Consider the following 26,460-nt stretch of genomic DNA (forward strand, 5'->3'; position numbering starts at 1 on the left):
TTTCCGTCCAAGCGGAGATTCCCATTTTCCGCCCAGTCCCTTACCTTAAAGGCAAAGCGGGATTGCATCTCGACAATTCAGGAGATCGGCTTTGAGCCAGGACACCATCAACAACAACGCCTCTTTCATCTGGTCCATTGCGGAATTGCTCCGCGGTGATTTCAAGCAATCCGAGTACGGCAAGATCGTTCTTCCCTTTACAATCCTGCGGCGTCTTGACTGCCTCCTCGAGAACACCAAGCAGGCCGTTCTCACGACCGCATCCGGCCTCCCCGACGAGATGGACGAGCAGATGCGCATGACCATCCTGTCGGAGATCGCGGCCGCTGGCGGCCAGATCTACAACACCAGCCAGTTCACCTTCTCCACCCTGCGCCAGCAGGACGCCGGGCAGTTGCGCAGCAACCTGGTCGACTACCTGACCGGCTTCAGCCCGAACGTGCGCGACATCTTCATCGAGAAATTCAAATTCACCGAGATCCTGAAGGACCTTGATGAAAAGGGCTCGCTCTGGATGGTGTTCGACCGGTTCTGCCAGTTGCCGATCCACCCGGACGAGGTTTCCAACCTCGAGATGGGGTACCTCTTCGAGGAGCTGATCCGCCGCTTCTCGGAAATCTCCAACGAGACCGCCGGTGAGCACTTCACGCCGCGAGAGGTGGTCCGCCTTCTCGTCGACCTGCTTCTGGCCAATGATGACGAGGCTCTGTCCGGCAAGGGGATCATCCGCCGTGTCTACGACCCGGCCTGTGGCACCGGCGGCATGCTCTCTGTCGCGGAAGAGGCCATGAAAGAGTTCAACCCGGCGCTCAATGTCGACCTCTTCGGCCAGGAGTTGAACGGCGAGTCCTTCGCGATCTGCAAGTCGGACATGATGGTCAAAGGGCATGACGCCTCGCGCATCGCCTATGGCAACACGCTGACCCAGGATGCGCACAAGGGGGAGACCTTCCACTACATGCTCTCCAATCCGCCCTATGGCGTGGACTGGAAGAAATACGCCGCGCCGATCAAGGAAGAAGCCGAGGACCTCGGCTTCGACGGGCGTTTTGGCGCTGGCCTTCCTCGCATCTCCGATGGTCAGCTGCTCTTCGTGCAGCACATGATCGAGAAGATGCGCGATGACGAGAAAGGCTCCCGTGTCGGCATCGTCATGAACGGCTCTCCCCTCTTCACCGGCGGCGCGGGATCCGGGGAAAGCGAGATCCGTCGCTGGATGCTGGAGAACGACCTGGTCGAGGCGATCATCGCCCTGCCAACGGACATCTTCTACAACACGGGCATCCAGACCTACATCTGGATCCTCTCTAACAGAAAGCCGGAAGAGCGCCGCGGCAAGGTGCAGCTGATCGACGCCTCGGGCGAGCGCTTCTGGCAATCCATGCGCAAGTCCCTGGGCTCCAAGCGTCGCGCCATCGGGGATGACGCCCGTGCCGAGATCGTGCGGATCTATGAGGAGTTCCTGAATGGGGCGGCTGGCTACGGCGATGTATCCAAGATCTTCGACACCACCGATTTCGGATATCGCGAGATCCGGGTGGAGCGCCCCCTGCGTCAGCGCTTCGAGGTGACCGACGAAGGCATCGCGGCTCTGAAGGCCACGAAACCCTTCCAGAAGCTCGAGCCGGAAGAACAGGAACAGATGGTCGACCTGCTTCACGATGCCCTGGGCGGTGAGAATGACACCTCTCCGAAGGGTGTCGAGAAGGGGCTGAAACGCATCGCGGCGGGCATGGGCATCAAGATCGCAGCACCCCTGAAGAAGGCGATTGTCAGCGCCATGTCCCTGCGTGACGAGAATGCGGAGCCGGAACTCGACAAGGACGGCAACCTCGTGCCCGACACCAGCCTTCGGGATCATGAGCTGGTCCCAATGAAGGAAGACTGGCAGGACTACTTCGCCCGCGAAGTCGAGCCTTTCGTGCCGGATGCCTGGGTGGACACCTCGCATCGGGACGCTTCCGATGGCGAGGTCGGCCGCGTGGGCTACGAGATCAACTTCAACCGGTATTTCTACCAGTATGTGCCGCCGCGGCCGCTGGCGGAGATCGATACGGAGCTGAAGACGCTGGAAGCGGAGATTGCCGGGCTGCTGAAAGAGGTGGTGGCATGAGCGGGTTCGCGACCGTCCCTGCCGCACCGGGAATCCCTGCATTCCGAGCGCGGTTTCTTTTTCGACAGCAACGCGAACGTGCCCGCACAACAGATGCGCAGCTGACGGCCAGTCAAGCATACGGCGTCATCGCGCAGGCACGATACAATGAGCTTTCCGACACACGAGCGACTGCCGCTCTCGCTGGCACCGACAATTTCCTGCATGTCGAGGTAGATGATTTCGTCATCAGTCTGCGCACTTTCGAGGGTGGTATCGAGCGCGCTATGGAGGCAGGTTGCATCAGTCCAGCTTACACCGTCATGCGCCCGACGGATCGTGTCGCACCTGATTTCTTCCGGTATCTTCTGAAATCTTCTGCGTTCATCCAAACATTGCAGACTGCCGTCACTGGTATCCGCGACGGCAAATCTGTTCGATACGAACAGTTTGCAGACTTGGTATTGCCGACTCCCGACCTCCCCACCCAAAAACGGATCGCCGCCTTCCTCGACCGCGAGACCGCGCGGATTGATGAGCTGATCGCGAAGAAGGAGCATCTGCTCTCTGCGCTGGATGCAAAACTCCGGGCGGCAATCACCAAAGCCGTCACTCAGGGCGCCAATTCAGATGCAGAGATGAAGGATAGCGGAGTCGATTGGATCGGCCAAGTTCCGACACACTGGTCCATCACCAAGCTCGGCTATCTCGGACGCTGTGCAAATGGGATCAATATTGGCGGCGATGCCTTCGGGTCGGGTTTTCCATTCATCAGCTACGGCGATGTTTACAAGAATCGTGTCTTGCCAAACACTGGATCAGGGTTGGTTCAGTCGAGCGTATCTGACCGAGCCTCCTATACGGTCAGAGCAGGAGACGTTTTTTTCACGCGAACATCAGAAACCATCGATGAGGTCGGCTTCTCAAGTGTTTGCATGGAGACCATCGAGAATGCAGTCTTCGCAGGTTTCCTGATCCGCTTCCGCCCCTCGAAAGGAAAACTTCACCCTCTGTTTTCGAAGTTTGCATTTCAACACTCCGGGCTTCGCGACTATTTCGCGAAGGAGATGAATTTGATTACGCGTGCGTCCCTGAGTCAGGACTTGCTCCGCAACATGCCCGTTGTACTGCCCCCGATGGAAGAGCAGGAAATCATTGGCCAACACCTCGAAAAGTTAGAGGCAGCGACCCGCACCATATCAAAAAAGACACGCGAAACGATAGAGAAACTGAAAGAACGGCGCGCCGCCCTGATCACCGCCGCCGTCACCGGCCAGATCGACGAGGACACCTACGGCAAGGCGGGCAACACCTCGGAAACGCTCGACCGTATCGAAGAGGAGATGCAGGCATGAACCTCAATAAGAATGAGCATGGACAGTGTCCGCTGGCTTGGGGCGACCGCGTCGATCACCCCAAGTTTGGCTTCGGAAGAGTCGTATCCGAACCTATCGCCATGTCAGGACCAATCAAGGATCCTTCCTCCCCTAGCGGATACCGGACTGGACCTAAAGGGTGGCGCATGGACATCGAGTGGGAGGATCAGGACCGCGCGCCCTCTTCGATGGGCAGCAAGTTTCTGACGCTTGTAGAAAGGCCTGATGCGAAGGGCGGGCTGTTCTGGGAACATGAATACGGAAAGCTCCTGAAGCAGGTACAAGTACATCGCGCCGTGACCGATGGGGCTATGCAACGTGCGTTTCGAGATCGAAGTGAAGAGCGCGTCGACGTCGCCAAGCTTCGCGTTGCCCTCGCACAGGAGAAGGCCGGCATCAAAGCTCTACTGGACTTCCTGGATGCCGACGAAGCCGGCAACCACCACTGATTGACGAAGAAAGAGATTCCATGCCCAGCCCGACCATTTCCGCTCAGAAGTTGCACACCGAAGAAGCCGTCGAACTCCACTTCGTCGATCAACTTGTCACGCGCCAGGGCTGGCGTGAACGCCCCTACACGGCCTTCGACCGCAAGACCGCCCTCGACCCCGAGATGATCGAGGAATACGTCCGCACGACGCAGCCCGACGCCTGGAAGAAGCTCAGCGACCAGTACCCCGGCAAGGAGCGCGAGACCCTGACCCGCCAGGTCGAGGAGCGCCTCAAGTCCGTGGGCACCCTCGAGGTGCTGCGTCAGGGCATCACCATCGTGCCCGGCATCAAGATCACGCTCTGCACCTTCAAGCCCGCCTCCGGCCTGAACCCGGCCACCCTGCGGGCCTACGAGGGCAATATCCTTGGTGTGATGCGGCAGGTCCGTTACTCCCTGCGATCCGAGAACGCCATCGACGTGGTGCTCTTCATCAACGGCATCCCCTTCTCCACGCTGGAGCTGAAGAACACCCTGACCGGGTCGACCTACCAGGCGGCCGAAAAGCAGTACCGCAAGGACCGCGCGCCGAATGGTGAGCCCCTCCTGACCTTCAAGCGCGGCGCCCTGGTGCATTTCGCGCTGGATCAGGACAACGTCTCGATGACGACGCAGCTCAACAACGGCAAGACCCGCTTCCTTCCCTTCAACCGCGGCCGTGACGGCGGCGCCGGCAATCCGGATGTCGAGGACGAGTTCCGTATCGCCTATCTGTATCGGGACATCGGGGCCCGGAAGGCTGTCTTCTCGCGTGAGGTCCTTCTCGGGATCCTGCATCGCTTCGTCCTTGTGGATGAGGTCGAGCAGCCCGGCGGCCAGGTAAAACGGACCACGATCTGGCCGCGCTTCCAGCAGCTGGATGCAGTGCGCATGCTCATCCAGGATGCCAAGGCGAACGGCGCCGGTCAGAACTACCTGTTCCAGCACTCCGCCGGCTCCGGCAAGTCCAACACCATCGCCTGGGCTGCCCACCACCTGGCGACGCTCCATGACGACAATGACCAGGCGATTTTCGATACCGTGATCGTGGTCACCGACCGTGTGGTCCTGGATCGGCAGCTGCAGCAGACCATTAAGTCCTTTGCGCAGACGGAAGGCTACGTGAAGCCGATCGACGGCACCTCGCGCCAGTTGAAAAAGGCCATCGAGGATGGCGCCAAGATCATCATCTCGACGATCCACAAGTTCTCGACCGACCAGCTCTCGGTCCTGAAGAACGAGAACCACAAGCGTTTCGCGATCATCATCGATGAGGCGCACAGCTCCCAGTCCGGCAAACATGCCGACAGCATGGCGCGCGTTCTGGCTGACGGCGAGCTTACCGAGGAAGAGAAGGAATTCGACGCCACGGAGCAGGCCCTCCTGGAGCTGCAGCGCCTGCGCGGGCCCCAGGCCAATCTCTCCTACCTCGCCTTCACGGCAACCCCAAAGAACGTCACCTTGGAGCGCTTCGGCCGCGTGGGAGAGAACGGCCCGGAGCCGTTCCATCTCTATTCGATGCGTCAGGCCGTCGAGGAAGGCTTCATTCTGGACGTGCTGCGCAACTACCAGACCTACAAGTCCTATGCGAAGCTCGAGAAGGCGATTGACGAGGATCCGGAACTTCTCGAACGCAAGTCTTCCCGCAAGGTTGCGCGCTTCATCGACTTCCATGAGACATCCATGGCTCAGAAGGCCGAGGTGATCGTCGAACACTTCCGCCGCCACGCGCTGCCGGAGCTTTCCGGTCAGGCCAAGGCCATGGTGGTGACCTCGAGCCGAGAGCACGCGATCAAGACGCATCAGGCTATCACGAAATACATCACCGACAACGGCTACACGGATGTGACCTCGCTGGTGGCCTTCTCGGGTGAGATCACGATCGATGGTCAGCCCTATACTGAGCCGGGGATCAACGGCTTTGCCGAGACAGAGCTGCCGCGGCAGTTCGATGGCCAGACCTACAACGTGCTCGTGGTCGCGGAGAAATACCAGACCGGCTTCGACCAGCCCAAGCTTGTGGCCATGTACATCGACCGCCGGCTGAGCGGGCTGCAGGCCGTTCAGACCCTGGCGCGCCTGAACCGCATCTACCCCAGCAAGAACCGCACCTATATCCTCGACTTCCGCAACACGGTCGAGGAGATCCAGGCCGCGTTCAAACCGTACTACAACGTGACCCAGCTCGAGGACATCTCGGATCCCAATCAGGTTTACAACCTCGAGGCCCGCCTGAAGGCCTTCGGCGTGCTCGACGCTACCGAGATCGATCGCTTCGTCACCCGCTTCCTGCAGTCCTCCAAGCGGGCAGATGAACGCCCGGTTCTCGAGGGTATCGTCCGGCAGGCGGTCACCCGCTTCAATGAAAACCTGAACGACGATGACCAAGAGGAGTTCCGCCAGGTTCTGGCGTCTTTCCTGCGGTTCTATTCCTTCATCGCCCAGGTGGTGGATCTCGGGGACACGGATCTCGAGAAGCTACACCTTTACGGCACCTGGCTCAAACGCATCCTGCCCACCCGGCAGGCGCCGCAGGGCGGGGATGTTACCGACGACATGCTCGAAATGGCCGCCTTCCGTCTCCAGAAGGAAGGCGAGGAGCAGGACGCGTCCCTTGGCAAAGATGATAATCAGGCATTGAGCCCGATCGACCGATTTGGGGCCAACCCCTACACCGAGGAAGAGTCGAAGACTCTCACGGAGATCATCACCTCCTTCAATGCGCGTCACGGCACCGAATTCTCGGAAGAGGACTACATCCGGTTCGAGGCGGTGAACAACGACATCCTCGATGATGACGTCTGGGCGGAGATGCTGCGGAACAATGACCCTCGGGACGTGCGTCCGCGCTTTGACGCGGAGTTTATGCGCCGGGCCATTCAGGCATTCCAGCGGGACAATGCCATGCGGAACGCGTTCATGCAGGACCAGGAGGCGCGGAATATGCTCATGGGGCTGATGTTCCAACGTGCTGTGCGTGGAGCTGGACGGGCGGCTTAGAGAGCAAAGCCCCGGGGACGGCGTAGCTGCCCCCGGGCAGTTCCAAGAGGCGTGAAGCCTGGCGCAGAGGTCAAATCTGACCTCTGCTGGGAGAGATTGATCATGACCTCACGCCGACTGGCACAGCGACGATTGGGGGTACGCTAATGAGGAGGTGTCGGACAAAACAAAAAGAGAACAAAATAGCACGCATAGCATTGAACGATCACGTAAAGCGCTATATATTGATACGGGCAATGTCCGCTTGGTAGTAAGACCGCATGTCTTTTCCACCGGCCCGACCCGGCCGGATAAGCCTGTATACTGGTCGCGGGGCGGCGGGAGCCGTCCGTTTTCGATGGAGGAAGGCATGCGGAACCCGCGAGGATCGACCTTTGGCTGATATGTTCTGAATCTGCCTCAAGTGATCTTGTCGAAGCAAATCGACCATCAGAGGTCGATTTTCGTCCGGATCTTGATAAAGTCGATATAGTTAGTCGCAGTTGAGCCGAGCAGCCAATCCCATGATCACCCAGAAAACAAAATACGCCCTGAAGTCTCTCATGGTCATGGCAGACGAGAAAGCCGGGGAGGGAAGCGCTCTGCGGATCGAGGAAATCGCCGAACGCTCGGGAGCCCCCAAGCGGTTCCTCGAACATATCCTGCTGGATCTGAAACGCGCGGGCCTGATCGGAAGCCGGCGGGGGCGCAAGGGCGGTTACGAGCTCATCAAGGATCCCAAACGCATCTCCCTGGCTGAGATCCTGCGACTGATCGACGGCCCCATGGCGCCCCTGCCATGCCTGTCTCGCAATGCCTATCAGCGCTGCGAGGACTGCAAGGATGAGTTGACTTGCCGAGTGCGTGCGGTCTTCGGCGGCTTCTACTCCGCTTATATCCTGATGATCGAGTCACTGACACTGGCCGACCTCATGGAGGACGCTCGCCCCCTCGAACGCTTCTCGATGCCTGACGTGGTCGCGGGAGAATAATCTTCTATAATCACGACAAAATTAGCCGTGATTATTCCGTTGCAATACACGATTAACTCTGTCGTAATTTAGGTGTCAGGTGACGCCGGCGGCAGTTTGCCCGTGTTTCATCCCAACCCATGAGAAGGGTCACCGCGCCGTAACCTGACACCACAAGCTGAAGTCCATCAGCAGAGGAGGTTACGATGATCCAGACTATCCATACCGGCAACCACGCGCTCGCTCAGGGCACTTATGTCCGTGAGCTCAGCGATGGCCGAATCGAAATCGACCTGGGAGACCAGCGCATTTCCGGCGCACGGGTGCCGGGGCGCGACCGAGGGGCCCGCCCGCAATCGCCTCTGATCAAGGCACTGTCAGCGCCTCACTGGCGTAGTGGGCTGCTCGCAGTTGTCGGGACACTTGCCCTGGCCTTCGGCCCTGCGCATGGCGTGAAGGCTCAGGACTCTGTCGATCTCCTGAATGTGTCTTACGACCCGACGCGAGAGTTTTACCGGCAGTACAACGAACTCTTCAATGACTGGTGGGAAGGCGAAGGGCATGCGCCCGTGACGTTGCGCCAGTCCCATGGCGGGTCGGGCGGCCAGGCGCGCTCGGTCATAGACGGGCTCGAAGCCACGGTCGTCACCCTCGCTCTCTCGGCAGATATCTCGGCCATCGCCGAGCGCACCGGGAAGATCCCCGAGGACTGGCAGTCGCGCCTGCCGCATAACTCCTCGCCCTATACCTCGACCATCGTCTTCCTGGTGCGCGACGGTAACCCGAAAGGTATCAAGGATTGGGAGGATCTCATCCGCGACGATGTCGAGGTGATCACGCCGAACCCCAAGACCTCCGGTGGCGCGCGGTGGAATTTCATGGCCGCCTGGGCGTGGGCACTGAAGGAATTCGGCGGGGACGAAGCACAGGCGCGTGACTATCTCGCAGCACTCTACCGCAACGTGCCAGTGCTTGACACCGGGGCACGCGGTTCGACCAACACCTTCACCCAACGCGGCATCGGTGACGTGCTGCTCGCCTGGGAGAACGAGGCCTTCCTCGCCCTTGCGGAACAGGGCGAGGGTGCCTTCGACATTGTCGTGCCCTCGGTCTCGATGCTGGCCGAACCGCCGGTGACGCTGGTGGATGGAAACATCACTTCTGATGCTCAGAAAGAAGCCGCCGAGGCCTATCTCGAGCACCTCTACTCGCCCGAGGCACAGGCGTTGGCACTGAAGAACTTCTACCGCGCCTGGGACACCTCGGCGGCCTCCGAGGAGGACATTGCCCGCTTCCCCGAAGTCGAACGTCTGTCGATCGACGATTTCGGGGGCTGGGCAGAGGTGCAGCCCGCCTTCTTTGGTGATGGCGGTGTCTTCGACCAGATCTTCGAGGGGCAGTGAACCATGCGTGCGGGTCTGCTACGATCTCCCTCCCCCCTGCCCGGCTTCGGGCTCAGCTTCGGGGTGATGATGACAATGCTTTCCATCGTCGTCCTGCTCCCGATCCTTGCCTTGCTCGCCCGCGGTCTGACGATCGGCCCGGTCGAGCTCTGGGAAATGGTGAGTTCGCGGCGGATCCGCAGCGCTCTTATCCTCTCGTTCAGCGCGGCTCTGATTGCCTCGGTGTTCAACTTGGTCTTCGGTGCGGTCCTGGCCTGGGTTCTCGTAAGGTACCGGTTTTGGGGGCGGCGCGTGATCGATGCAGCCATCGACCTGCCCTTCGCACTGCCGACAGCGGTCGCCGGGATTGCACTGACGGCTCTTTATGCACCGAATGGGGCGTTCGGCTCGCTCCTTGCGCCGCTGGGGATCAAGGTTGCCTATACCCAGATCGGCATCTGGCTGGCGCTGATCTTCATAGGATTGCCTTTCGTTGTCCGTACGGTTCAGCCGGTCATGGAGGAGATCGACCGCGAGGTCGAAGAAGCCAGCGCCACGCTCGGGGCCGGGCGCGCCTATACGCTGCGTCGGGTCATCCTGCCGATGCTGACGCCCGCGCTCCTGACCGGCTTCGCCCTGGCACTCGCCCGTTCGGTCGGTGAGTACGGGTCGGTCATCTTCATTGCTGGCAACCTGCCTTTCAAGACCGAAATCGCGCCGCTGCTGATCGTGATCCGGCTCGAAGAATTCAACTACGACGCGGCTACCGCCATCGGGATCGCCATGCTGCTGATCTCCTTCGCGATGCTGCTGCTGATCAATGCCATTCAAATCTGGAGCAGACGGAGGATCGGAGATGTCTGACCACAAAGTTCTCCCGAAAGATGAATATCATGAAGTTGCCCGGCTGCAATTGCCGCACGGAGCAGGCTTCGTGCTCACCACCGTCATCGGTGCGGGGAGCATGCTTCTCGGCCTGATTGTCTGGTTGCTCGGCGCAGGCCTCGGCTGGGCCCTCTTCGCCTGGCTTCTCTTCGCCTGGCTTACCGCAAATCCATGCGCGCTTATCCTGATCTACTATGTCACCCCCCCCTCAGGAGGCACCGCCTCCGGGAGGTCCAGCTTTCGCAGCGCGAGTCGAAGGTATGGGAGAGCCCTGAATGTCTGAGATTGCCCCTGTCCTCTCTCGCCCGCCCTCGGTGACGACCGAGCCCCGTTTGACCCGGCACATTCTGATTGGAACCGTTTTCGTCCTGATCGCGATCCTGCTCTTCGCGCCGCTGATTGCGGTCTTTTCGCAAGCGCTCAGCAAGGGATGGGCTGTCGCCCTTGAGAGCCTGACCGCTCCGGATGCCCGTGCCGCCATCCGCCTGACACTGATCATCTCGGCCATCGCCGTGCCGCTGAACGCCGTCTTCGGGATTGCCGCCGCCTGGGCCATCACCAAGTTCGATTTCCGCGGCAAGGCCTTCCTGATCACGCTGATCGATCTGCCTTTCTCGGTCTCGCCGGTGGTAGCGGGCCTGGCTCTGGTGTTGCTCTTCGGCGCCAATTCGACCCTCGGAGCCTGGCTGATCGCCCATGACGTCAAGATCGTCTTCGCCGTGCCCGGCATTCTGCTGGCCACGCTCTTTGTGACCTTTCCTTTCGTCGCCCGGGAACTGATCCCCGTGATGATGGAACAGGGACGGGCCGAAGAGGAAGCCGCCCTGACGCTCGGTGCCAGCGGATGGCGCTGCTTCTTTACCGTCACCCTGCCCAATATCCGCTGGGCGCTACTCTATGGCGTGCTGCTCTGCAACGCCCGTGCCATGGGAGAGTTTGGTGCAGTGGCGGTTATTTCCGGCAAGATCCGCGGCGAGACCACGACCATGCCGATCATGATCGAGATGCTCTACAACGAGTACCTCTCCGTCGCAGCTTTCACTCTTGCCTCGGTGCTCGCGCTTCTGGCTCTGGTGACGCTCTTGCTCAAGTCTCTGCTCGAATGGCGCTACGCCGACCTTCTGGCCGCCACACGGCGCCACTGACCCTGCATGGAAAGGACCTGACATGTTCGTGGAAATCGAAGAAATCGCCAAGGAATTCGGCGCCTCTCGCGCACTGCACCCGGTCTCGCTCCCAATCCCGTCGGGGGCCCTGATCGCCCTGCTGGGGCCGTCTGGCTCGGGCAAAACCACGCTGTTGCGCATCCTCGCGGGCTTGGAGTTTCCGACCTCAGGGCGTGTGCTCTTCGACGGGCAGGATGCCACCGGCATGACCGTGCAGCAGCGCCGTGCTGGATTCGTTTTCCAGCACTACGCGCTGTTCCGGCACATGACGGTCTTCGAGAACATTGCCTATGGCCTCAAGGCGCGCAAGGGCAAGGAACGTCCCCCAGGGGCAGAGATCGGACGCCGGGTGAACCGCCTACTTGATCTGATCCAGCTTCCTGACATCGGACCGCGCTATCCGAGCCAGCTCTCAGGTGGCCAGCGCCAGCGTGTGGCGCTCGCGCGCGCTCTGGCCATCGAACCGCGCATGCTGCTGCTCGACGAACCCTTTGGAGCCCTCGACGCAAAAGTCCGCAAGGAGCTGCGCCAGGGTCTGCGCGAGATCCACGACACGACCGGGCTGACCACGGTCTTCGTGACCCACGACCAGGAAGAGGCCATGGAACTCGCCGATCTCGTGGTCATCATGTCGATGGGGCGGATCGAGCAGATCGGCAAGCCTAGCGATATCCGGGCCCGTCCCGCGAGCGACTTTGTTCGCAACTTCACGGCGGCCTGAGGACGCGGATGATGTCATGTCACGCAGACCGACATATCCCAGGACCTGGTGTCGCGCCGCGCTCTGGCTCACCACCTCGCGCCTTGCCTATGGCACGGCCCCATACGGTGGGTTTGCTTTGGCGAGGGACGCTGGCTGGACCCTCCGGACTGCTTCCCCGAGCTGGGCAGCGGTCTGGCGCAACCACCCTGAAACGCAGCACGCGCTGAAGGCAATCGTATTGCCTCGCCCCTGGCGCGGAACGTCTGACCCGATCTGGCGCAGTCTTCTGGGCCAGCGCCTCTACGAGTTCGGGATTTCCACTGACAAGCCAGATCCCTGGCTGCTGCGTCAAGCCGAGCGGGAGGTTTACGCCCGGCTTGCGCCCCCCTGGACCAAGATGATGGCAGGACCATACGAATGAGCGATCTCACTCTCGACCGCATCGACCGAAAAATCCTCGATCAGCTGATGCAGGACGCGACGCTGTCCGTATCCCAACTCGCGGACCTAGTGGGGCTGTCGCAAACACCCTGCTGGAAACGCGTGCAGAAGCTCGAAGCCGCGGGTGTTATCACGCGACGCGTCGCCCTCGTAGATCCGGAAATGATCGGCCTCGGCCTCACCGTCTTTGTCGGCGTCGAAGCAATGGATCACAGCCCGGAATGGCGTGCGCAGTTCCGCGAGGCGATCGCGAGCTTCCCGGACATCATCGAGGTCTACAGGATGGCCGGCAACGTCGATTATCTGCTGAAGGTCATCGTACGCGACACCGCCGCTTTCGACCTTTTCTACATCGAATTCACCCGCCGCCTGGCCTGCCGGAATGTCACGTCGAGCTTCGCCATGGAGACGGTGCGCCACACGACCGCCCTCCCCATCGATACCGAGTCTGTCTGAGGCTCCGCCTCTATCGTCCCAGTAGAAAGGTTGGCCATGTCTCTGGCACTTAAGAATATCGTGAAGAGTTTTGGGGCCACAGCCGTATTGAAAGGGGTGGATCTCGAAGTCGGCAAAGGCGAACTCGTCGCCCTTCTGGGTCCCTCGGGTTCGGGCAAAACGACACTGCTCAAGATCATTGCCGGTCTCGAATGGCCGGATTCCGGCATGTTGGAGGTCGACGGGGAGAACTGGTTCGACTTGCCGGCTCGACGCCGGCAGACCGGCTTCGTGTTCCAGCATTATGCCCTCTTCCCGCACATGAGTGTACGCGAAAACATCGCGTTCGGTCTCCGCGTCAGACCACGGGGGCTCCGCCCCGCCAGGGCCAAGATCCAGGCGCGCGTTGGTGAGCTCTTGAAGTTCCTGCAAATTCCTCACCTGGCTGATCGATATCCTGGCCAACTGTCCGGCGGGCAGAGACAGCGGGTGGCCCTCGGGCGCGCACTGGCGATCAACCCCAAGCTCCTGCTGCTCGACGAACCCTTCGGCGCGCTTGATGCGGCGATCCGTCGGGATCTCCGACGCTGGTTGCGCCAGGTGCATGAAGCCACCGGCTCCACCACTGTCTTCGTCACGCATGACCAGGAAGAGGCCTTCGAACTGGCGGACCGCGTCGTCGTCATGTCCGAAGGGCGTATCGAGCAGATCGGTCCTGCAGATGTCATTGCCGATCGCCCAGCGACACCCTTCGTTGCGCGTTTCATGGGGGCCACCGTTTCCTTGCGGGTTCGTCTCGCCGGCGGCCGCGCGGTCGAGGAGGATCTCGATCTTTCAGCCTTGCCTCCGAGTGACCTTCCGGACGGGCCGGCCGATCTCGTGATCCGCCCGGAAGATATTCGACTGCAACGGGCAGAACGTTCGGCGTGGAATATCCGGGCCCGAAGCAGCAACGGACCACGCGTCCATTTCGCCCTGCAACATCGTGACGGCACAGAAGCGGAAGCCGAGCTCGCACGTCGCGATGCGGACCCAACTCTCGTGGAGGGCCAAAGGGTCCGCGTCCAGATCCTGGCTGGCGCCGTCTTCGCCCAACCAGCCGCCAAAGCGAGCGCTCCCACCCACTCATCAAAACTTAAGGAGACCATTCAATGACTTTTGCCAACCTGAAGGGGGCCGCCGTTGTCCTTGTCCTCGGCACGACCCCGGCCCTCGCCCAGGACCATCTGCTCAACACGAGCTATGACGTGGCCCGTGAGCTCTTCGAAGCCCTGAACCCGCAGTTTGCGGAGAGCTGGCAGCAGACGACCGGTCATGACATCACCATCGACATGTCGCATGGCGGCTCTTCGCGTCAGGCGAGAGCGATCCTGGAAGGCCTGCCGGCGGATGTGGTAACCTTCAACCAGGAAACCGATGTCGATGTCCTGGTCGATGGCGGATTGATCGATCCGGGCTGGCGGGACGAACTGCCAAATGGTGCGTCTCCCTGGTATTCCCTGCCCGCCTTTCTCGTTCGCGACGGCAACCCCAAGGGGATCAAGGATTGGGATGACCTGATCCGGAGCGATGTCCAACCCGTTTTCCCCAATCCCAAGACCAGCGGGAACGCGCGTTACACCTATCTTGCGGCTTATGCCTACGGCCTTCGGAAATTCGATGGCGACGAGACCGCCACCCAGGACTTCCTGCGCAAGATTTTCGCCAATGTGCCCGTCTTTGACACTGGCGGACGGGGCGCCACGCAAACCTTCGCCGAGCGCGGGATCGGGGATGTCCTGGTAACCTTCGAGGCCGAGACCGGGGGCATCGCGGCAGCCTATGCGAAGAAAGGCTTCGAACGCGTGGCTCCGTCCATCAGCCTCTTCGCCGCCTTCCCGGTCGCCGTGGTCGATGACAATGCCCGGCGTAATGGGACAGAGGAGACGGCTTCGGTCTACCTTGAATGGCTGTACACCCCGAAGGCCCAACGGATTGTCGCAGATCATTTCTATCGGGTCGCCGATGAGACCATTGCCGCGGAATACGCCGAGAGCCTCCCGGCGGTGGACCTCTTCACTGTAGACGAGGTGTTCGGAGGCTGGGATGTCGTCAAGGCCAAGCATTTCTCCGAGGGCGGCATTCTTGACCAGGTCTTTGTCAACCAATGATCACGGTCGCGCCCGTTCGTCCGAAACACGTTCTGCCGGGGTTCTCATTGAGCCTCGGCACAACGCTGCTCTACGTCAGCGTCATCATCCTCATCCCGGTCATCGCCCTGGTCCTGAAGGGCGGCGAGATCGGCCCGGAACGTTTCTATGGCATCGTGACTTCCCCCAGAGCGCTGGCGGCGTTTCGAGTCACGCTGCTGGCGGCTTTGATCGCGACTGTTCTCAATGCGTTCTATGGCCTGCTCATGGCCTGGGTGCTGGTTCGCTATGACTTTCCCGGCAAACGGCTGCTCGATGCGCTGATGGACATGCCCTTCGCCCTTCCAACCGCAGTTGCCGGGATCTCGCTGACCGCGCTCTTTTCCTCCACGGGATGGTTCGGACCCATTCTGGATGCGCTCGGACTGGAGGTCGTCTACACGCTCTCAGGCATTGCCATCGCGATGACCTTTACCTCCATCCCCTTCGTTGTACGCACGGTTCAGCCCGTTCTGGAGGACCTGGACCCCACACTGGAACAGGCGGCAGAAACCTTGGGCGCGCGGCCCTGGGCCATCTTCGCACGCGTGGTCTTCCCGGCCCTGCTTCCCGCCTGGCTTGCCGGATCCACCACAGCCTTCGCCCGCTCCCTCGGGGAGTTTGGCGCGGTGGTCTTCATCGCCGGCAACCTGCCGATGAAGACTGAAATCGCTTCACTGCTCGCCTATATCCGGCTGGAAGAATATGACTACAACGGCGCTGCGGCCATTGCCCTCGCCCTGCTTGCCTTCGCCCTGCTCCTTCTACTGACCTCGAACCTGCTCCAGAGCTGGGCGGCAAGGTACCGGGAGGCCAGCGTGTGAAACCCCACATCGGACCGCTGCCCGCAATCCTCGTCGGCTTGGCCATTGCCCTGAGCCTCGTCCTGATCGTCGCCCCGCTCGCCTTCATCTTCTCCCGCGCATTGAGCGAAGGGATGGTTGTTTTCGCGGACAATATCCGCGACCCGCTGACGCTGCATGCCATCTGGCTGACCTCTCTCGTCGCACTGCTGACAGTTCCCATAAATATCGCCTTCGGGGTCGCTGCCGCTTGGCTGCTGGCCAAGCATCGCTTCCCGGGTCACCGGCTGCTGCTGACGATCATCGAGCTGCCCTTCTCGATCTCCCCGATCATCGCGGGGATCAGCTATCTGTTGCTCTACGGTCGGCAGGGATTACTCGGCCCATTCCTTCGTGAACATGACATCCAGGTCATGTTTGCCCTGCCCGGGATCGTCCTGGTGACGCTCTTCGTCACCGCTCCCTTTGTCACCCGCGAAATTCTCCCCCTGATGCAAAGTCAGGGGAGCGAACAGGAAGAGGCGGCAGTGACCCTTGGCGCCAACGGCTGGCAGGTCTTCTTCCTCGTGACGCTCCCCAATATTCGATGGGCACTGCTTTACGGTGCCACGCTCTGCACCGCCCGCGCCGTCGGGGAGTTCGGCGCCGTCGCTGTCGTGTCCGGCAACATCCGCGGTCAGACAAACACCCTGCCTCTTCAGGTCGAGCTTCTCTTCAACGACCTCAACATATCGGGTGCCTTCGCCGCGGCTTCGACACTGACTGCCATCGCGCTTGTCGCTCTGGCGCTCAAGACCGCTCTCGAGACTAGGCAACCCCGCAATTCTCCACATGCCTGAAAGGATCACCCAATGTCACTGCGCATCAACGACATCGCCCCGGATTTCGAAGCCGATACCACCGAGGGCCGTATTCGCTTCCACGAGTGGATCGGAGAGGGATACGCTGTGCTGTTCAGCCACCCTAAGGACTTCACGCCAGTCTGCACGACCGAGCTTGGTCTGATGGCCGGGCTGGCGCCTGAATTCGCAAAGCGGGATGCCAGGATCATCGGCATATCCATCGATCCGGTCGAGAGCCACTGCAGATGGAAAGCGGATATCGAGGCCGCTACCGGCCATCGCGTCCGCTATCCGATGATCGGTGATCCGGATCTGCAAATTGCCAAGCTCTACGATATGCTTCCGGCGGCGACTGAAGGTACCTCCGAAGGGCGTACAGCTGCGGCCAATGCGACGGTCCGCACAGTCTTTCTCATCGGCCCGGACAAGCGGGTCAAGCTTGCCCTGACTTATCCGATGACCACGGGACGCAACTTCGATGAAATCCTGCGAGCCGTGGATTCGGTCCAACTGACTGCCCGCCACCAGGTCGCGACCCCAGCCAACTGGAAGCAGGGCGAGGATGTCATCATCACACCTGCGGTCTCGGATGACGAGGCGAGGGTCCGGTTCGGAGGCTTCGAGCAGGTCCTGCCCTATCTGCGCCGCACGCGACAGCCTGTTTGAATGCCAGATCCGGCCAATTTCCGCGGCCCAACGTAGAAGCCAGACGCATCCGGATTGAACTTCTTACAGAAGCCCGGATCATGGCACGCCATCAAAAGGTAAAGGATGGAGGCTGAGGCACGCTCCATGGGATCTCTCATCGTCTTTTTTCAGATTGGCGGCGCGGTCGCGCTGCTTTTGTTCGGACTCGGGCTGGTCCGGGACGGTGTGACTCTGGCTTTTGGAATCCGCCTCAAAACAGCACTGGGCCTGGGAACACGCACCGGGCCACGTGCCTTCCTGGCCGGGCTGATCGCCACACTTGGCCTGCAATCCTCGACCTCCACCGCCCTGCTCACAGCCTCTTTCCTCGACCGTCGGCTCATAGAAGGCCGGATGTCACAGATCATCCTACTCGGTGCGAACGTCGGAACGGCTCTGACGGCCATCGTCATTTCTCTCGGTATGGATGCGATCGCACCGGCCCTCCTGCTGGTGGGCTTCGTGGCAAGCCGTCGAACGTCGCCCGTCGTCAGTGGGTCTGGTCGCGCCCTGATCGGGTTGGGACTGATGCTTATCTCGCTTGCTCTTCTCGAGTCCGGCACACTGCCCCTACGCAACTCGACCGAGATGGCGGCCTTCCTGCAGATGCTGGACTCCAGTTGGCCTGTAGCCCTGCTGTTCTCCGCCACCATCGCGGCAGCATGCTCCTCCTCGCTGGCTGCCGTAATGCTGGTAGCCTCGCTGAGCCTACCCGCAGGTCTCTGCGTCGTCCTTGTGCTGGGCGCCAACCTCGGAGGGGCAATTCCACCAGTGCTTATCACTGCGAAATCGGGCATCGCGGCACAGCGCCTGACGCTCGGTAATCTTTGTGTCCGCGCTACAGGCTGTCTGATTATGATGCCTGTTGCCGGCCTCTTCGCGACTGCTCTTGAGCAGCTACCATTTCCGCTTACGGACCTCGCAGTCGAGGCACATCTGAGTTTCAACCTCATCCTGGCGCTCTGCATCGCCCCTTTCACGGGCTTGATCTCGTTTGGTCTCGAGCGATTGTTGGCGGAGCCGGGACCAGAGGAGAACGGGCCACCCCAATGGCTGGATGAGACCTCGCTGGAACATCCCCTGCTGGCGCTCTCCGGCGCCAGCCGACAGGCTCTGGCCATTGGCGATGATGTGGCGCGCATGCTGGATCTCACCCGCCTGGCTTTCAGCAAGAACGACAGCAGCCCCCTGACCGAGGTCGCCGCGCTCGAAAACCGCGTCGACCTGCGTCAGCAACAGGTGAAAACCTACCTGTCCCGCCTGGGCCAAACGGCGGACGAACACGATCGCCGCCGCGCCATCGCCATTCTGGACTACGTGATCAACCTCGAACACGTTGGCGATATCGTCGAGAAGGGCTTAGCGGCCAATGTACGCAAGAAGATCGGACTGCAGCTCCGCTTCACGGAAGCTGGTTATCAAGAGCTTGACGGCATGTTCCTGATGACTGCCGAAACCCTTCGCATGGCCCAGACAATCTTCATGACCCGCGATACGGCGCTCGCACAGCAGCTCATCCTGCAGAAGGTGGAAATCCGCAACCGCGAACGGCAGTCAGCGCAGCGCCACCTTGTGCGCCTGCGCGAAGGACATCGCGACGCGCAGGAGACCTCCTCGCTGCATCTCGATCTTCTGCGCGACCTGAAACGGGTGACCGCACATCTGGTGGCCGTTGCGCACCCGATCCTCGACGAGGAAGGTTTGCTGATTGAAAGTCGGCTTCGGAGCCGCTGAAGCCAATCTCGTGGCTTCCTAGAACCAAGCAGTTTTCCACCTCAGAGAAGATCCTTCTCTTTTTGCAACTGTCTTTGGAAACAAAATACACGATTAACTTGGTAGTCTTTACGGGAAAGGAGATCCGAGATGATCAGAACACTCCTCATTCCCGGCCTCGATGGTTCCCCCGCTCCACACTGGCAGAACTGGTGGGCGGCGACGGACCCCACCGCCAAGGTCGTGGAGCAGACCTCCTGGTCCGAGCCAACACCGGAGGCCTGGCTGACCGAAATCGCCGCAGCCACCTTGACCCATCCGGGCTGTGTCCTGGTCGGGCATTCACTTGGTGCGATCGCGATCGTCCGCCTGCTCGCAACCTGGCCTCAGATCCAAATCGCAGGCGCCTTCCTCGTGGCCCCGGCCGAACCGTCGCGATGTGCGAGGATTTCCGATTTCGGCCCGATCCCAGAAAGATCACTGGCGACAACCGTCGTCGTCGCGGCCAGTCACAATGACCCCTGGATGGACCAGTCCCAGGCCCGGAGCCTTGCCAGCAGTTGGGAGGCCGATTTCATCGACATGGGCGATGCCGGACATATCAATGTCGCCTCCGGCTATGGCCCCTGGAAGGAGGGCAAGGCCCTGCGCGATATCCTCTGGCCCTTGACCGGAGCGAGTTTCACACCGCGTCCGCCCCTCGCGCGCGCCATCACTCCGAGCTGGGAAGCGCACCCATGAGTACCATTCAGAACACTCTCGCGGCGATCCGCAAGGCCCTCCCGATGACGACCTTCGCTATCTGCTATCTCAGCATCCTCGCCATCATCGTCCTGCACTGAGCCAACCGAAAGGAGCCAGATCATGTACTGTGCCTTCGACCCGGGCCTGCTCCTCTTCACCCATGGTGAAGAAGCGGTCGAGCCCTCGCCCCAGCATGATGCCCTTCAAGGCATCGTAGCCCTTGTCGCCTGCGTGATCCTGCTGGGCACTCTCCTGCTGGTGTCCTGATGGATGGCGGAGCACGGCCAGCGACACCGGCGCGATCACATATCCTGATCGTGGGCGGCGGCGCGAGCGGCGCGCTGATGGCGGCGCACCTCTTGAGCCAGTCCGACACCGGCATGGAGGTCACTATCGTCGAGCGGGGAGACCTGCTCGGCTGCGGCATTGCCTATGCCACAAACGACCCGGACCACCTGCTCAATACCCGGGTCTCCCAGATGAGCGCCTTCCCGGATGAACCGGAGCATTTCCAACACTGGTTGGAGGCCCGAGGTATCGACGCCGATAGCAACAGCTTCGTCGATCGCGGGACCTATGGGCGTTACCTGGCCAGTCTGCTGGCACCCTGGCGCGAAACCGGTGGAGACGGTCGCCTTCATCATGTCCGTGCAGAATGCCTGCGGCTGTCGGAAACCAGCGCCGGTATCGATGCCGTGCTCGACAATGGGCAAACGATCCGCGCGGACCGTGCCATCCTGGCCACCGGGCATGCGGTTCCCGTCCATCCAGCGCCTCCGCTTCGTGGCGGCTGGGATTTCCGCCCTCCAAGTGACCCGAGGGCGACAGTGGTGATCATCGGCACCGGTCTGAGCATGGTCGACCACGTCGCGACACTGCTCTCCGCCGGTCACCTGGGCCCCATCCATTGCCTGTCTCGCCGTGGCTTGCTGCCCCAGGAACACGCCGCCAGCCATCCCGTGACACTGACAAAACGCGACATCCCCAGTGGGTCCGGCGTGAGCGAGGTCATGCGCTGGCTCAGAGCCCTCGCCCGGATTGCCGAAGCCCGGGGCGGCACATGGCGCGACGCGGTAGACGGTATTCGTCCCCATGTCGCGGATATCTGGCAAGCCTGGCCCCTGGAGGAACGGGCGCGCTTCCTGCGCCATGCCGCCGCCTGGTGGGAAATCCATCGCCACCGCATGCCCCCCGTCTCTGCCGCGCGCATCTCGCTTGCATCGGCAAGGGGACAGCTTCAGATCCGGCGCGCAAGTTTCAAACATGCCGTCTCGCGCCCCGATGGGCGGATAGAATTGAGTCTCATCGACCGCCGCGGCGGAGACCCCAAGCGGCTTGTGGCGGATCACGTGATTGACTGCAGAGGTATTCGCCGCAACACGAAGGAAGATGCTTCCCCGGTTGTGCGAGACCTCATCATGCGCGGGGCCGCAAGGCTCGATTCACTTGCGCTCGGCCTGGATACGACCCCCGACTCCCGCGTGATCTCTCGGGACGGAGGCATATCGAGGAAGCTTCACGCCATTGGTCCTGCTGCACGCGGAACCATTTGGGAAATAACGGCGATTCCCGACATTCGGCAGCAGACGATGGACCTTGCCGGACGCCTTCGCGGCTCTTCCGGTATGCTGGCTCGTCAGAAAGTATGACGTTCTCCCTGCTGGCCTTGTGGCAGGGGTTTTTCTCCATTCTGCTCAGATAATTTGGAATGGAGCAAAACGGTCGAGTCACTTACCCTAAAATCACGACAGATATAATCGTGTAAGGAATGACCATGACCGAGATTATCGGCTTCGCAGGAAGTGCAAGCACCCCCTCCCGTACCCGCACCCTCGTAGACATGGCCGTCCAGATGAGTGCGGAAAAGGCGGGTTTGACGGGAACGACCTTCGATCTTTCGGACATCGGTGCCTCTCTCGGCACTGCGACACGGCTCGTCGATTTGCCGACCGGACCACGGGACATCATTGATCGCCTCGTTAGTGCAGAGGCGCTGGTGGTGGGCAGCCCGGTCTACAAGGGCAGCTATTCAGGCCTGTTCAAACATCTCTTCGATCTGATCGAACCGGATGCTCTGAAGGGAAAACCGGTACTGCTGACGGCCACGGGCGGCGGGCATCGCCACGCGCTCATCATCGAACACCAGCTGCGCCCGCTCTTCGGCTTTTTCGAGGCCGCCGTTGTCGCAACTGGCGTCTACGCCGCATCGGAAGACTTTGCCGATGGTGTGCCGACGACCCCGGCCCTCATGACACGGCTCGACGAGGCAGCGGCACAGCTGGCCTCGGCTGTCAACGCAACTGCGCCCGCCAGGGCGCATGATCTCGCACACGCCGCCGCCTAGCACCCGGCACCCTTAACAAATCTTGCCGCTGCCTGCGCCGGACCACCAATGGTCCGGCTGCGGCGGAGCCATGCCTATCGAAAGGAACAACCATGACGCAGCACGAAGCCATCATTCCCGGCACCCCGGTCCTCGAAGCCCTCCCGGTGACGCCAATCATCGGCGCGGAGATTCGGAGCATCCGCCTTTCCGGCGACCTGCCCGCCCCGATCATCGAGGAGATCAAGACGCTCATCGCCCGCCACAAGGTCGTGTTCTTCCGCGACCAGGATCATCTCGACGATGCCGGACAGGAGGCGTTCGCCGGACGCCTCGGCGATCTGGTCCCGCATCCGACCCAGCACATCCGCGAGGGGACGTCGAGCCTGCTGGAACTCGACTCGTCCCATGGCGGCCGGGCCGACCAATGGCACACCGACGTGACGTTCGTTCCTGCCTATCCGAAGTATTCGATCCTGCGCGGCGTGGTGATCCCGGAGACCGGCGGCGACACGATCTGGGCGAACACCTCGGCCGCCTATCAGGCCCTGCCTCCCGCGTTGAAGCAACTCGCCGACACGCTGCGCGCCGTTCACAGCAACGCCTATGACTACGCGGCACACCGCCCGAAGGCGACCGAGGTCGAGAAGAAGCACTACGAGGAGGTCTTCGCCTCGAAGAGCTTCCAGACCGAACATCCCCTCGTCCGCATCCATCCGGAGACGGGTGAGCGAACCCTGCTTCTCGGCAGCTTCGTGCAGCGGATTTGCGGCCTGTCTCGATCCGATACCCAGAAACTCTACGAGCTCTTCCAAGGCTACATCACGGCCCCGGAACACACGGTGCGCTGGCGCTGGCAGACGGGTGACGTAGCGATCTGGGACAACCGTGCGACCCAGCATGTCGCGATCAACGATTACGGCGACGCGCACCGTGTCGTGCGCCGTGTCACGATCGACGGCGACATCCCCGTCGGCGTCGACGGCCGCGAGAGCGCAGCCATCGCCTGACACCCGACATTCCCGACAGAACAGGATTCAGACCCATGACCAGAAATATCAAACCCAGGCAAATCAAGCTCGGAGCCTTCCTCCCCGGCGGCGGCCAGCACGTGGCGGCCTGGCGCCATCCCGACCAGCCGGTGGACGGGGCCACGAGCTTCGAGTTCCACAAGCAGCTGGCCCAGACAGCGGAACGCGGGCTCTTCGACGCCTATTTCCTCGCCGACGGGCTGGCCGTCTCCTTCGGTGGCGGGACGGAGGGCGGCAACGCGCGGGTGGCGGGGTTCGAGCCGGTGACGCTGTTCTCCGCCCTCGCCCCGCTGACGAAGAACCTGGGCTTCATCGCGACCGCCTCCACGACCTATGAGGAGCCCTACAACACCGCGCGCAAGTTCGCCTCGCTCGACCTGATCTCCGGCGGCCGTGCCGGGTGGAACGTGGTGACGACGGCCACCGAAGCGGCCGCACGGAACTTCAACCTCGACCAGCAGTTGCCCCACGCGGCGCGCTATCGCCGTGCGCAGGAGCACGTCGAGGTGGTCAAGACCCTGTGGGACAGCTTCGAGGACGACGCGTTCGTCCGCGACAAGGAGAGCGGCGTCTTCTACGACACGGCGAAGCTGCACCCCGCGAACCATGCCGGCGAACATTTCAAGGTGAAAGGACCGCTCAACGTCTCGCGCTCGCCGCAGGGGCATCCCGTCATCGTCCAGGCCGGGCAGTCCGAGGACGGGCGCACGCTCGCCGCGGCGACGGCGGAAGTCATCTTCACCGCGCATCAGCACCTGGACACGGCGCAGGAGTTCTATCGCGACATCAAGGCGCGCGCGGCCGCGGCCGGGCGGAACCCGGATCACGTGCTCGTCATGCCCGGGGTCTCTCCCTTCGTCGGAGCGACCGAAGCGGAGGCGCGCGAGAAATACGACAGGCTCACCTCCTACATCCTCGAAGAGGACGGCATCGCGCTCCTGAACGGGCTGACCGGCGGAACGCTGGATCTGAAAGGCCATGATCTCGACGACCCCCTGCCCCCTGCCCCGCCGACCGAGGGGATGAAGTCCCGCCAGGCGCTGATCCGCCAGATCGCGGACGAGAACGGCTTCAGTATCCGCCAGCTCTACCAATGGGTCGCCTCCGCCCGCGGTCACTACACGATCATCGGCACGCCGGAACGAATCGCCGATACGCTGCAGGAATGGTTCGAGAACGAGGCGGCGGACGGCTTCAATATCCTGCCGCCCTGGTTCCCGACCGCGCTAGACGATTTCGTCGATCTGGTGATCCCCGAGCTCCAGCGCCGCGGCCTGTTCCGCACCGCCTATGAGGGGGCAACGCTGCGCGAGAACCTCGGCCTGCCCTTCCCCGCCAATCGCCACGCGGCGCGTCACGTTGCGGTCCAGGCCGCGGAATGAAGGAGGCAGACCGATGACCTACGAAATCGCCGACACCGGGGGACGCGCACGCTTTGGGCGAGTCACGCGCATGATCAACGGACCGGGACTGCGACCAATCCTCGGACGGCTCGTGGCCGACTATGGTTTGCTCGCTGCCTTCTTTGCCAGCTGGCAGGTCGCCAGCAGCACGGGGTGGCTCAACCCGGCGGTCTTCCCACCACTCGATCGGGTGGCGGCGGCGCTCTGGACCGGGATCACCTCCGGCGCGCTCATCGACGATATCGCGATCTCGCTCCAGCGCGCGGGCATCGCCTTCCTGGCCGCGGTCGCCCTCGGCATCCCGCTCGGCCTCTTCATGGGGCAGATCAGGGCCGTGGAGCGTGCCCTGGACCCGATCCTGCAGCTCTTCCGGCAGACCTCGGCACTCGCGCTCTATCCGGTCTTCATCCTGCTGCTCGGGCTGGGCGAGGCCTCCAAGGTCTTCGTGATCTTCTGGGCCACGTTGTTTCCGATCCTGCTGGCCACCATCGGCGGGGTGAAGGAAGTCGACGCGAAGTTGGTGGAGATGGCCCGCAGCTTCGGCGCCTCTCGCGCGACGATCTTCCGCCGCGTGATCCTCCCGGCCTCGGTGCCGCCGATCTTCGTCGGTCTGCGTCTTTCGGCAACGACCGCGCTCCTGCTCCTGATCGCCGCCGAGATGATTGGCGCCAACAAGGGTGTCGGCTTCCAGGTGATGAACGCCCAGTACAACTTCCAGATCCCGCTCATGTTCGCCGCGATCTTCCTTCTGGCCTTCCTCGGCCTCGGCGCGAACTGGGTTCTCGTCCTGCTGCAGCGGCGGCTCTGCCGCTGGAGCCTCGCCAAGCACTGACCCCCTCACAACCAGGATAGAACCATGACCTACTCTTTCAGAACGCTACTTGCCGCGGCGGCCGCATCGGTCGCGCTGACCGGCACCGCTCAGGCCGATGACGTCACCCTGCGCTTCCTCGCCAGCCACGGAGGCATCTCGGCACATGAGCTGGCGCAGGAACTCGGATACTTCGACGGCACCGGCGTCCGCGTCGAGAACGTCGGCTACGCCGGCGGCGGCCCAGAATCTCTCTTCGCGCTCGCCGCCGGCAGCGTCGATATCGGCTCGGCGGCAACCTCGGCGGTGATCAACTCCATCGCCAGCGGCAACGATTTCGTGGCCGCCTACCCGACCAACGGTATCAACGACGACGTGCAGTCGATCTTCCACGTGCTGGAAGACAGCCCGATCCGATCGATCGAGGACATCGCGGGCAAGACCATCGCCGTAAACACGCTCGGCGCGCATCTCGACTATACGGTCCGCGAAGCGCTGCATTCCGTCGGCCTGCCGCAGAATGCCGCAAACCTCGTCGTGGTCCCCGGCCCGCAGTTGGAACAGGTGCTGCGATCGGGTCAGGTCGATATCTCGGCCTTCGGCTACTGGCAGACCACCTTCGAAGGCGCCGCACGGTCCCATGGCGGTCTGAGGACCGTGTTCGACGACACCGATGTGCTGGGCGAGATCGCCGGCGGCTTCACCGTGCTACGCCGGGACTGGGTCGACGCCCACCCCGAGGCGGCACGCGCCTTCGTCGAACAATCGGCACGCGCACTCGACTATGCGCGGGAGCATCCCGAAGAGACCCGCGAGATCTTCGCGCGCATGCTTGAAGAACGCGGCGAGAACCCGGAGGTCGCACAGTACTTCGCGGGCTACGGCGTCCGTCCGGGCGGGCTCGCGGTGGATCGGGACATCCAATTCTGGATCGATGTCTTGGTCCGCGAGGGCGCGCTCGCCGAAGGGCAACTCGCCGCGTCCGACATCCTTCTGGTCACCGGCGACCAGAACGTGACGAACTGAGGAAGAGCCG

26 protein-coding genes are annotated in these 26,460 nt (G+C 61.9%); all 26 read left to right on the top strand.

The window, feature by feature from the left end:
* Positions 1-91 precede the first annotated feature (91 nt).
* Positions 92-2,113 carry a type I restriction-modification system subunit M gene (locus CEW89_RS09570; RefSeq protein ID WP_096805744.1) on the top strand — a complete coding sequence of 674 codons (2,022 nt, stop codon included), beginning with the start codon at positions 92-94 and terminating at the stop codon, positions 2,111-2,113.
* Positions 2,110-3,447, top strand: a complete 1,338-nt coding sequence (locus tag CEW89_RS09575) for a restriction endonuclease subunit S (protein ID WP_096805745.1) — start codon at positions 2,110-2,112, stop codon at positions 3,445-3,447. Before CEW89_RS09570 ends, CEW89_RS09575 begins: the two co-directional genes overlap by 4 nt.
* A gap of 167 nt (positions 3,448-3,614) precedes the next feature.
* Positions 3,615-3,917: a hypothetical protein gene (locus CEW89_RS09580; RefSeq protein ID WP_096805746.1), complete on the top strand. Its 303-nt coding sequence runs from the start codon at positions 3,615-3,617 to the stop codon at positions 3,915-3,917.
* Between the two features lie 20 nt (positions 3,918-3,937).
* A complete protein-coding gene (locus CEW89_RS09585) occupies positions 3,938-6,937 on the top strand; it encodes a type I restriction endonuclease subunit R (protein WP_096805747.1) in 3,000 nt (999 codons plus the stop codon).
* Between the two features lie 503 nt (positions 6,938-7,440).
* Entirely contained in the window at positions 7,441-7,908 is a 468-nt protein-coding gene (locus CEW89_RS09590; RefSeq protein WP_096805748.1) for an RrF2 family transcriptional regulator, read from the top strand.
* Positions 7,909-8,093: 185 nt separating this feature from the next.
* Positions 8,094-9,290, top strand: a complete 1,197-nt coding sequence (locus CEW89_RS09595) for a sulfate ABC transporter substrate-binding protein (RefSeq protein ID WP_096805749.1) — start codon at positions 8,094-8,096, stop codon at positions 9,288-9,290.
* A gap of 3 nt (positions 9,291-9,293) precedes the next feature.
* Positions 9,294-10,133 carry a sulfate ABC transporter permease subunit CysT gene (cysT, locus tag CEW89_RS09600; protein ID WP_096805750.1) on the top strand — a complete coding sequence of 280 codons (840 nt, stop codon included), beginning with the start codon at positions 9,294-9,296 and terminating at the stop codon, positions 10,131-10,133.
* Positions 10,126-10,437 (top strand): hypothetical protein, encoded by a 312-nt coding sequence (locus CEW89_RS09605; protein ID WP_096805751.1) that lies wholly within the window; start codon positions 10,126-10,128, stop codon positions 10,435-10,437. Before cysT (CEW89_RS09600) ends, CEW89_RS09605 begins: the two co-directional genes overlap by 8 nt.
* Complete coding sequence (gene cysW, locus CEW89_RS09610; RefSeq protein WP_096805752.1) at positions 10,430-11,299, top strand: sulfate ABC transporter permease subunit CysW; 870 nt, start codon at positions 10,430-10,432, stop codon at positions 11,297-11,299. Before CEW89_RS09605 ends, cysW (CEW89_RS09610) begins: the two co-directional genes overlap by 8 nt.
* Positions 11,300-11,321: 22 nt before the next feature.
* Positions 11,322-12,041 carry a sulfate/molybdate ABC transporter ATP-binding protein gene (locus CEW89_RS09615; protein WP_096805753.1) on the top strand — a complete coding sequence of 240 codons (720 nt, stop codon included), beginning with the start codon at positions 11,322-11,324 and terminating at the stop codon, positions 12,039-12,041.
* Positions 12,042-12,057: 16 nt separating this feature from the next.
* A complete protein-coding gene (locus CEW89_RS09620) occupies positions 12,058-12,444 on the top strand; it encodes a hypothetical protein (protein ID WP_096805754.1) in 387 nt (128 codons plus the stop codon).
* Positions 12,441-12,920, top strand: coding sequence for an Lrp/AsnC family transcriptional regulator (locus tag CEW89_RS09625; RefSeq protein ID WP_096805755.1), 480 nt, complete (start codon positions 12,441-12,443; stop codon positions 12,918-12,920). The genes CEW89_RS09620 and CEW89_RS09625 overlap by 4 nt, the downstream gene beginning before the upstream one ends.
* 36 nt (positions 12,921-12,956) lie before the next feature.
* A complete protein-coding gene (locus CEW89_RS09630; RefSeq protein WP_096805756.1) occupies positions 12,957-14,054 on the top strand; it encodes a sulfate/molybdate ABC transporter ATP-binding protein in 1,098 nt (365 codons plus the stop codon).
* The gene (gene cysP / locus CEW89_RS09635) at positions 14,051-15,049 is read left to right on the top strand and encodes a thiosulfate ABC transporter substrate-binding protein CysP (protein WP_096805757.1); all 999 of its coding nucleotides are present in this window, start codon (positions 14,051-14,053) and stop codon (positions 15,047-15,049) included. Before CEW89_RS09630 ends, cysP begins: the two co-directional genes overlap by 4 nt.
* Positions 15,046-15,891: a sulfate ABC transporter permease subunit CysT gene (cysT, locus tag CEW89_RS09640; RefSeq protein WP_096805758.1), complete on the top strand. Its 846-nt coding sequence runs from the start codon at positions 15,046-15,048 to the stop codon at positions 15,889-15,891. Before cysP ends, cysT (CEW89_RS09640) begins: the two co-directional genes overlap by 4 nt.
* The gene (gene cysW, locus CEW89_RS09645; RefSeq protein WP_244906188.1) at positions 15,888-16,709 is read left to right on the top strand and encodes a sulfate ABC transporter permease subunit CysW; all 822 of its coding nucleotides are present in this window, start codon (positions 15,888-15,890) and stop codon (positions 16,707-16,709) included. The genes cysT (CEW89_RS09640) and cysW (CEW89_RS09645) overlap by 4 nt, the downstream gene beginning before the upstream one ends.
* Positions 16,710-16,721: 12 nt before the next feature.
* Positions 16,722-17,378 (top strand): peroxiredoxin, encoded by a 657-nt coding sequence (locus CEW89_RS09650; protein WP_096805759.1) that lies wholly within the window; start codon positions 16,722-16,724, stop codon positions 17,376-17,378.
* Positions 17,379-17,504: 126 nt separating this feature from the next.
* A complete protein-coding gene (locus CEW89_RS09655; protein WP_096805760.1) occupies positions 17,505-19,133 on the top strand; it encodes a Na/Pi cotransporter family protein in 1,629 nt (542 codons plus the stop codon).
* 129 nt (positions 19,134-19,262) lie between these two features.
* Positions 19,263-19,853, top strand: coding sequence for an RBBP9/YdeN family alpha/beta hydrolase (locus tag CEW89_RS09660; RefSeq protein WP_096805761.1), 591 nt, complete (start codon positions 19,263-19,265; stop codon positions 19,851-19,853).
* Positions 19,854-19,976: 123 nt separating this feature from the next.
* Positions 19,977-20,123: a hypothetical protein gene (locus CEW89_RS20795; RefSeq protein ID WP_157779820.1), complete on the top strand. Its 147-nt coding sequence runs from the start codon at positions 19,977-19,979 to the stop codon at positions 20,121-20,123.
* On the top strand, positions 20,123-21,505 hold the full coding sequence (locus CEW89_RS09665; protein ID WP_096805762.1) for an FAD/NAD(P)-binding protein: 1,383 nt from the start codon (positions 20,123-20,125) through the stop codon (positions 21,503-21,505). Before CEW89_RS20795 ends, CEW89_RS09665 begins: the two co-directional genes overlap by 1 nt.
* Positions 21,506-21,630: 125 nt before the next feature.
* On the top strand, positions 21,631-22,200 hold the full coding sequence (locus CEW89_RS09670) for an NAD(P)H-dependent oxidoreductase (protein ID WP_244906189.1): 570 nt from the start codon (positions 21,631-21,633) through the stop codon (positions 22,198-22,200).
* Positions 22,201-22,292: 92 nt separating this feature from the next.
* Entirely contained in the window at positions 22,293-23,189 is an 897-nt protein-coding gene (locus CEW89_RS09675) for a TauD/TfdA dioxygenase family protein (protein ID WP_096805764.1), read from the top strand.
* A 35-nt stretch (positions 23,190-23,224) separates the two neighbouring features.
* Positions 23,225-24,592, top strand: coding sequence for an LLM class flavin-dependent oxidoreductase (locus CEW89_RS09680; RefSeq protein WP_096805765.1), 1,368 nt, complete (start codon positions 23,225-23,227; stop codon positions 24,590-24,592).
* A gap of 13 nt (positions 24,593-24,605) precedes the next feature.
* Positions 24,606-25,445, top strand: a complete 840-nt coding sequence (locus CEW89_RS09685) for an ABC transporter permease (RefSeq protein ID WP_096805766.1) — start codon at positions 24,606-24,608, stop codon at positions 25,443-25,445.
* 24 nt (positions 25,446-25,469) lie between these two features.
* Positions 25,470-26,450, top strand: coding sequence for an ABC transporter substrate-binding protein (locus CEW89_RS09690; protein WP_096805767.1), 981 nt, complete (start codon positions 25,470-25,472; stop codon positions 26,448-26,450).
* Positions 26,451-26,460: the final 10 nt, after the last annotated feature.

It is taken from the genome of Celeribacter ethanolicus (assembly GCF_002407265.1).
GTDB lineage: Bacteria > Pseudomonadota > Alphaproteobacteria > Rhodobacterales > Rhodobacteraceae > Celeribacter > Celeribacter ethanolicus.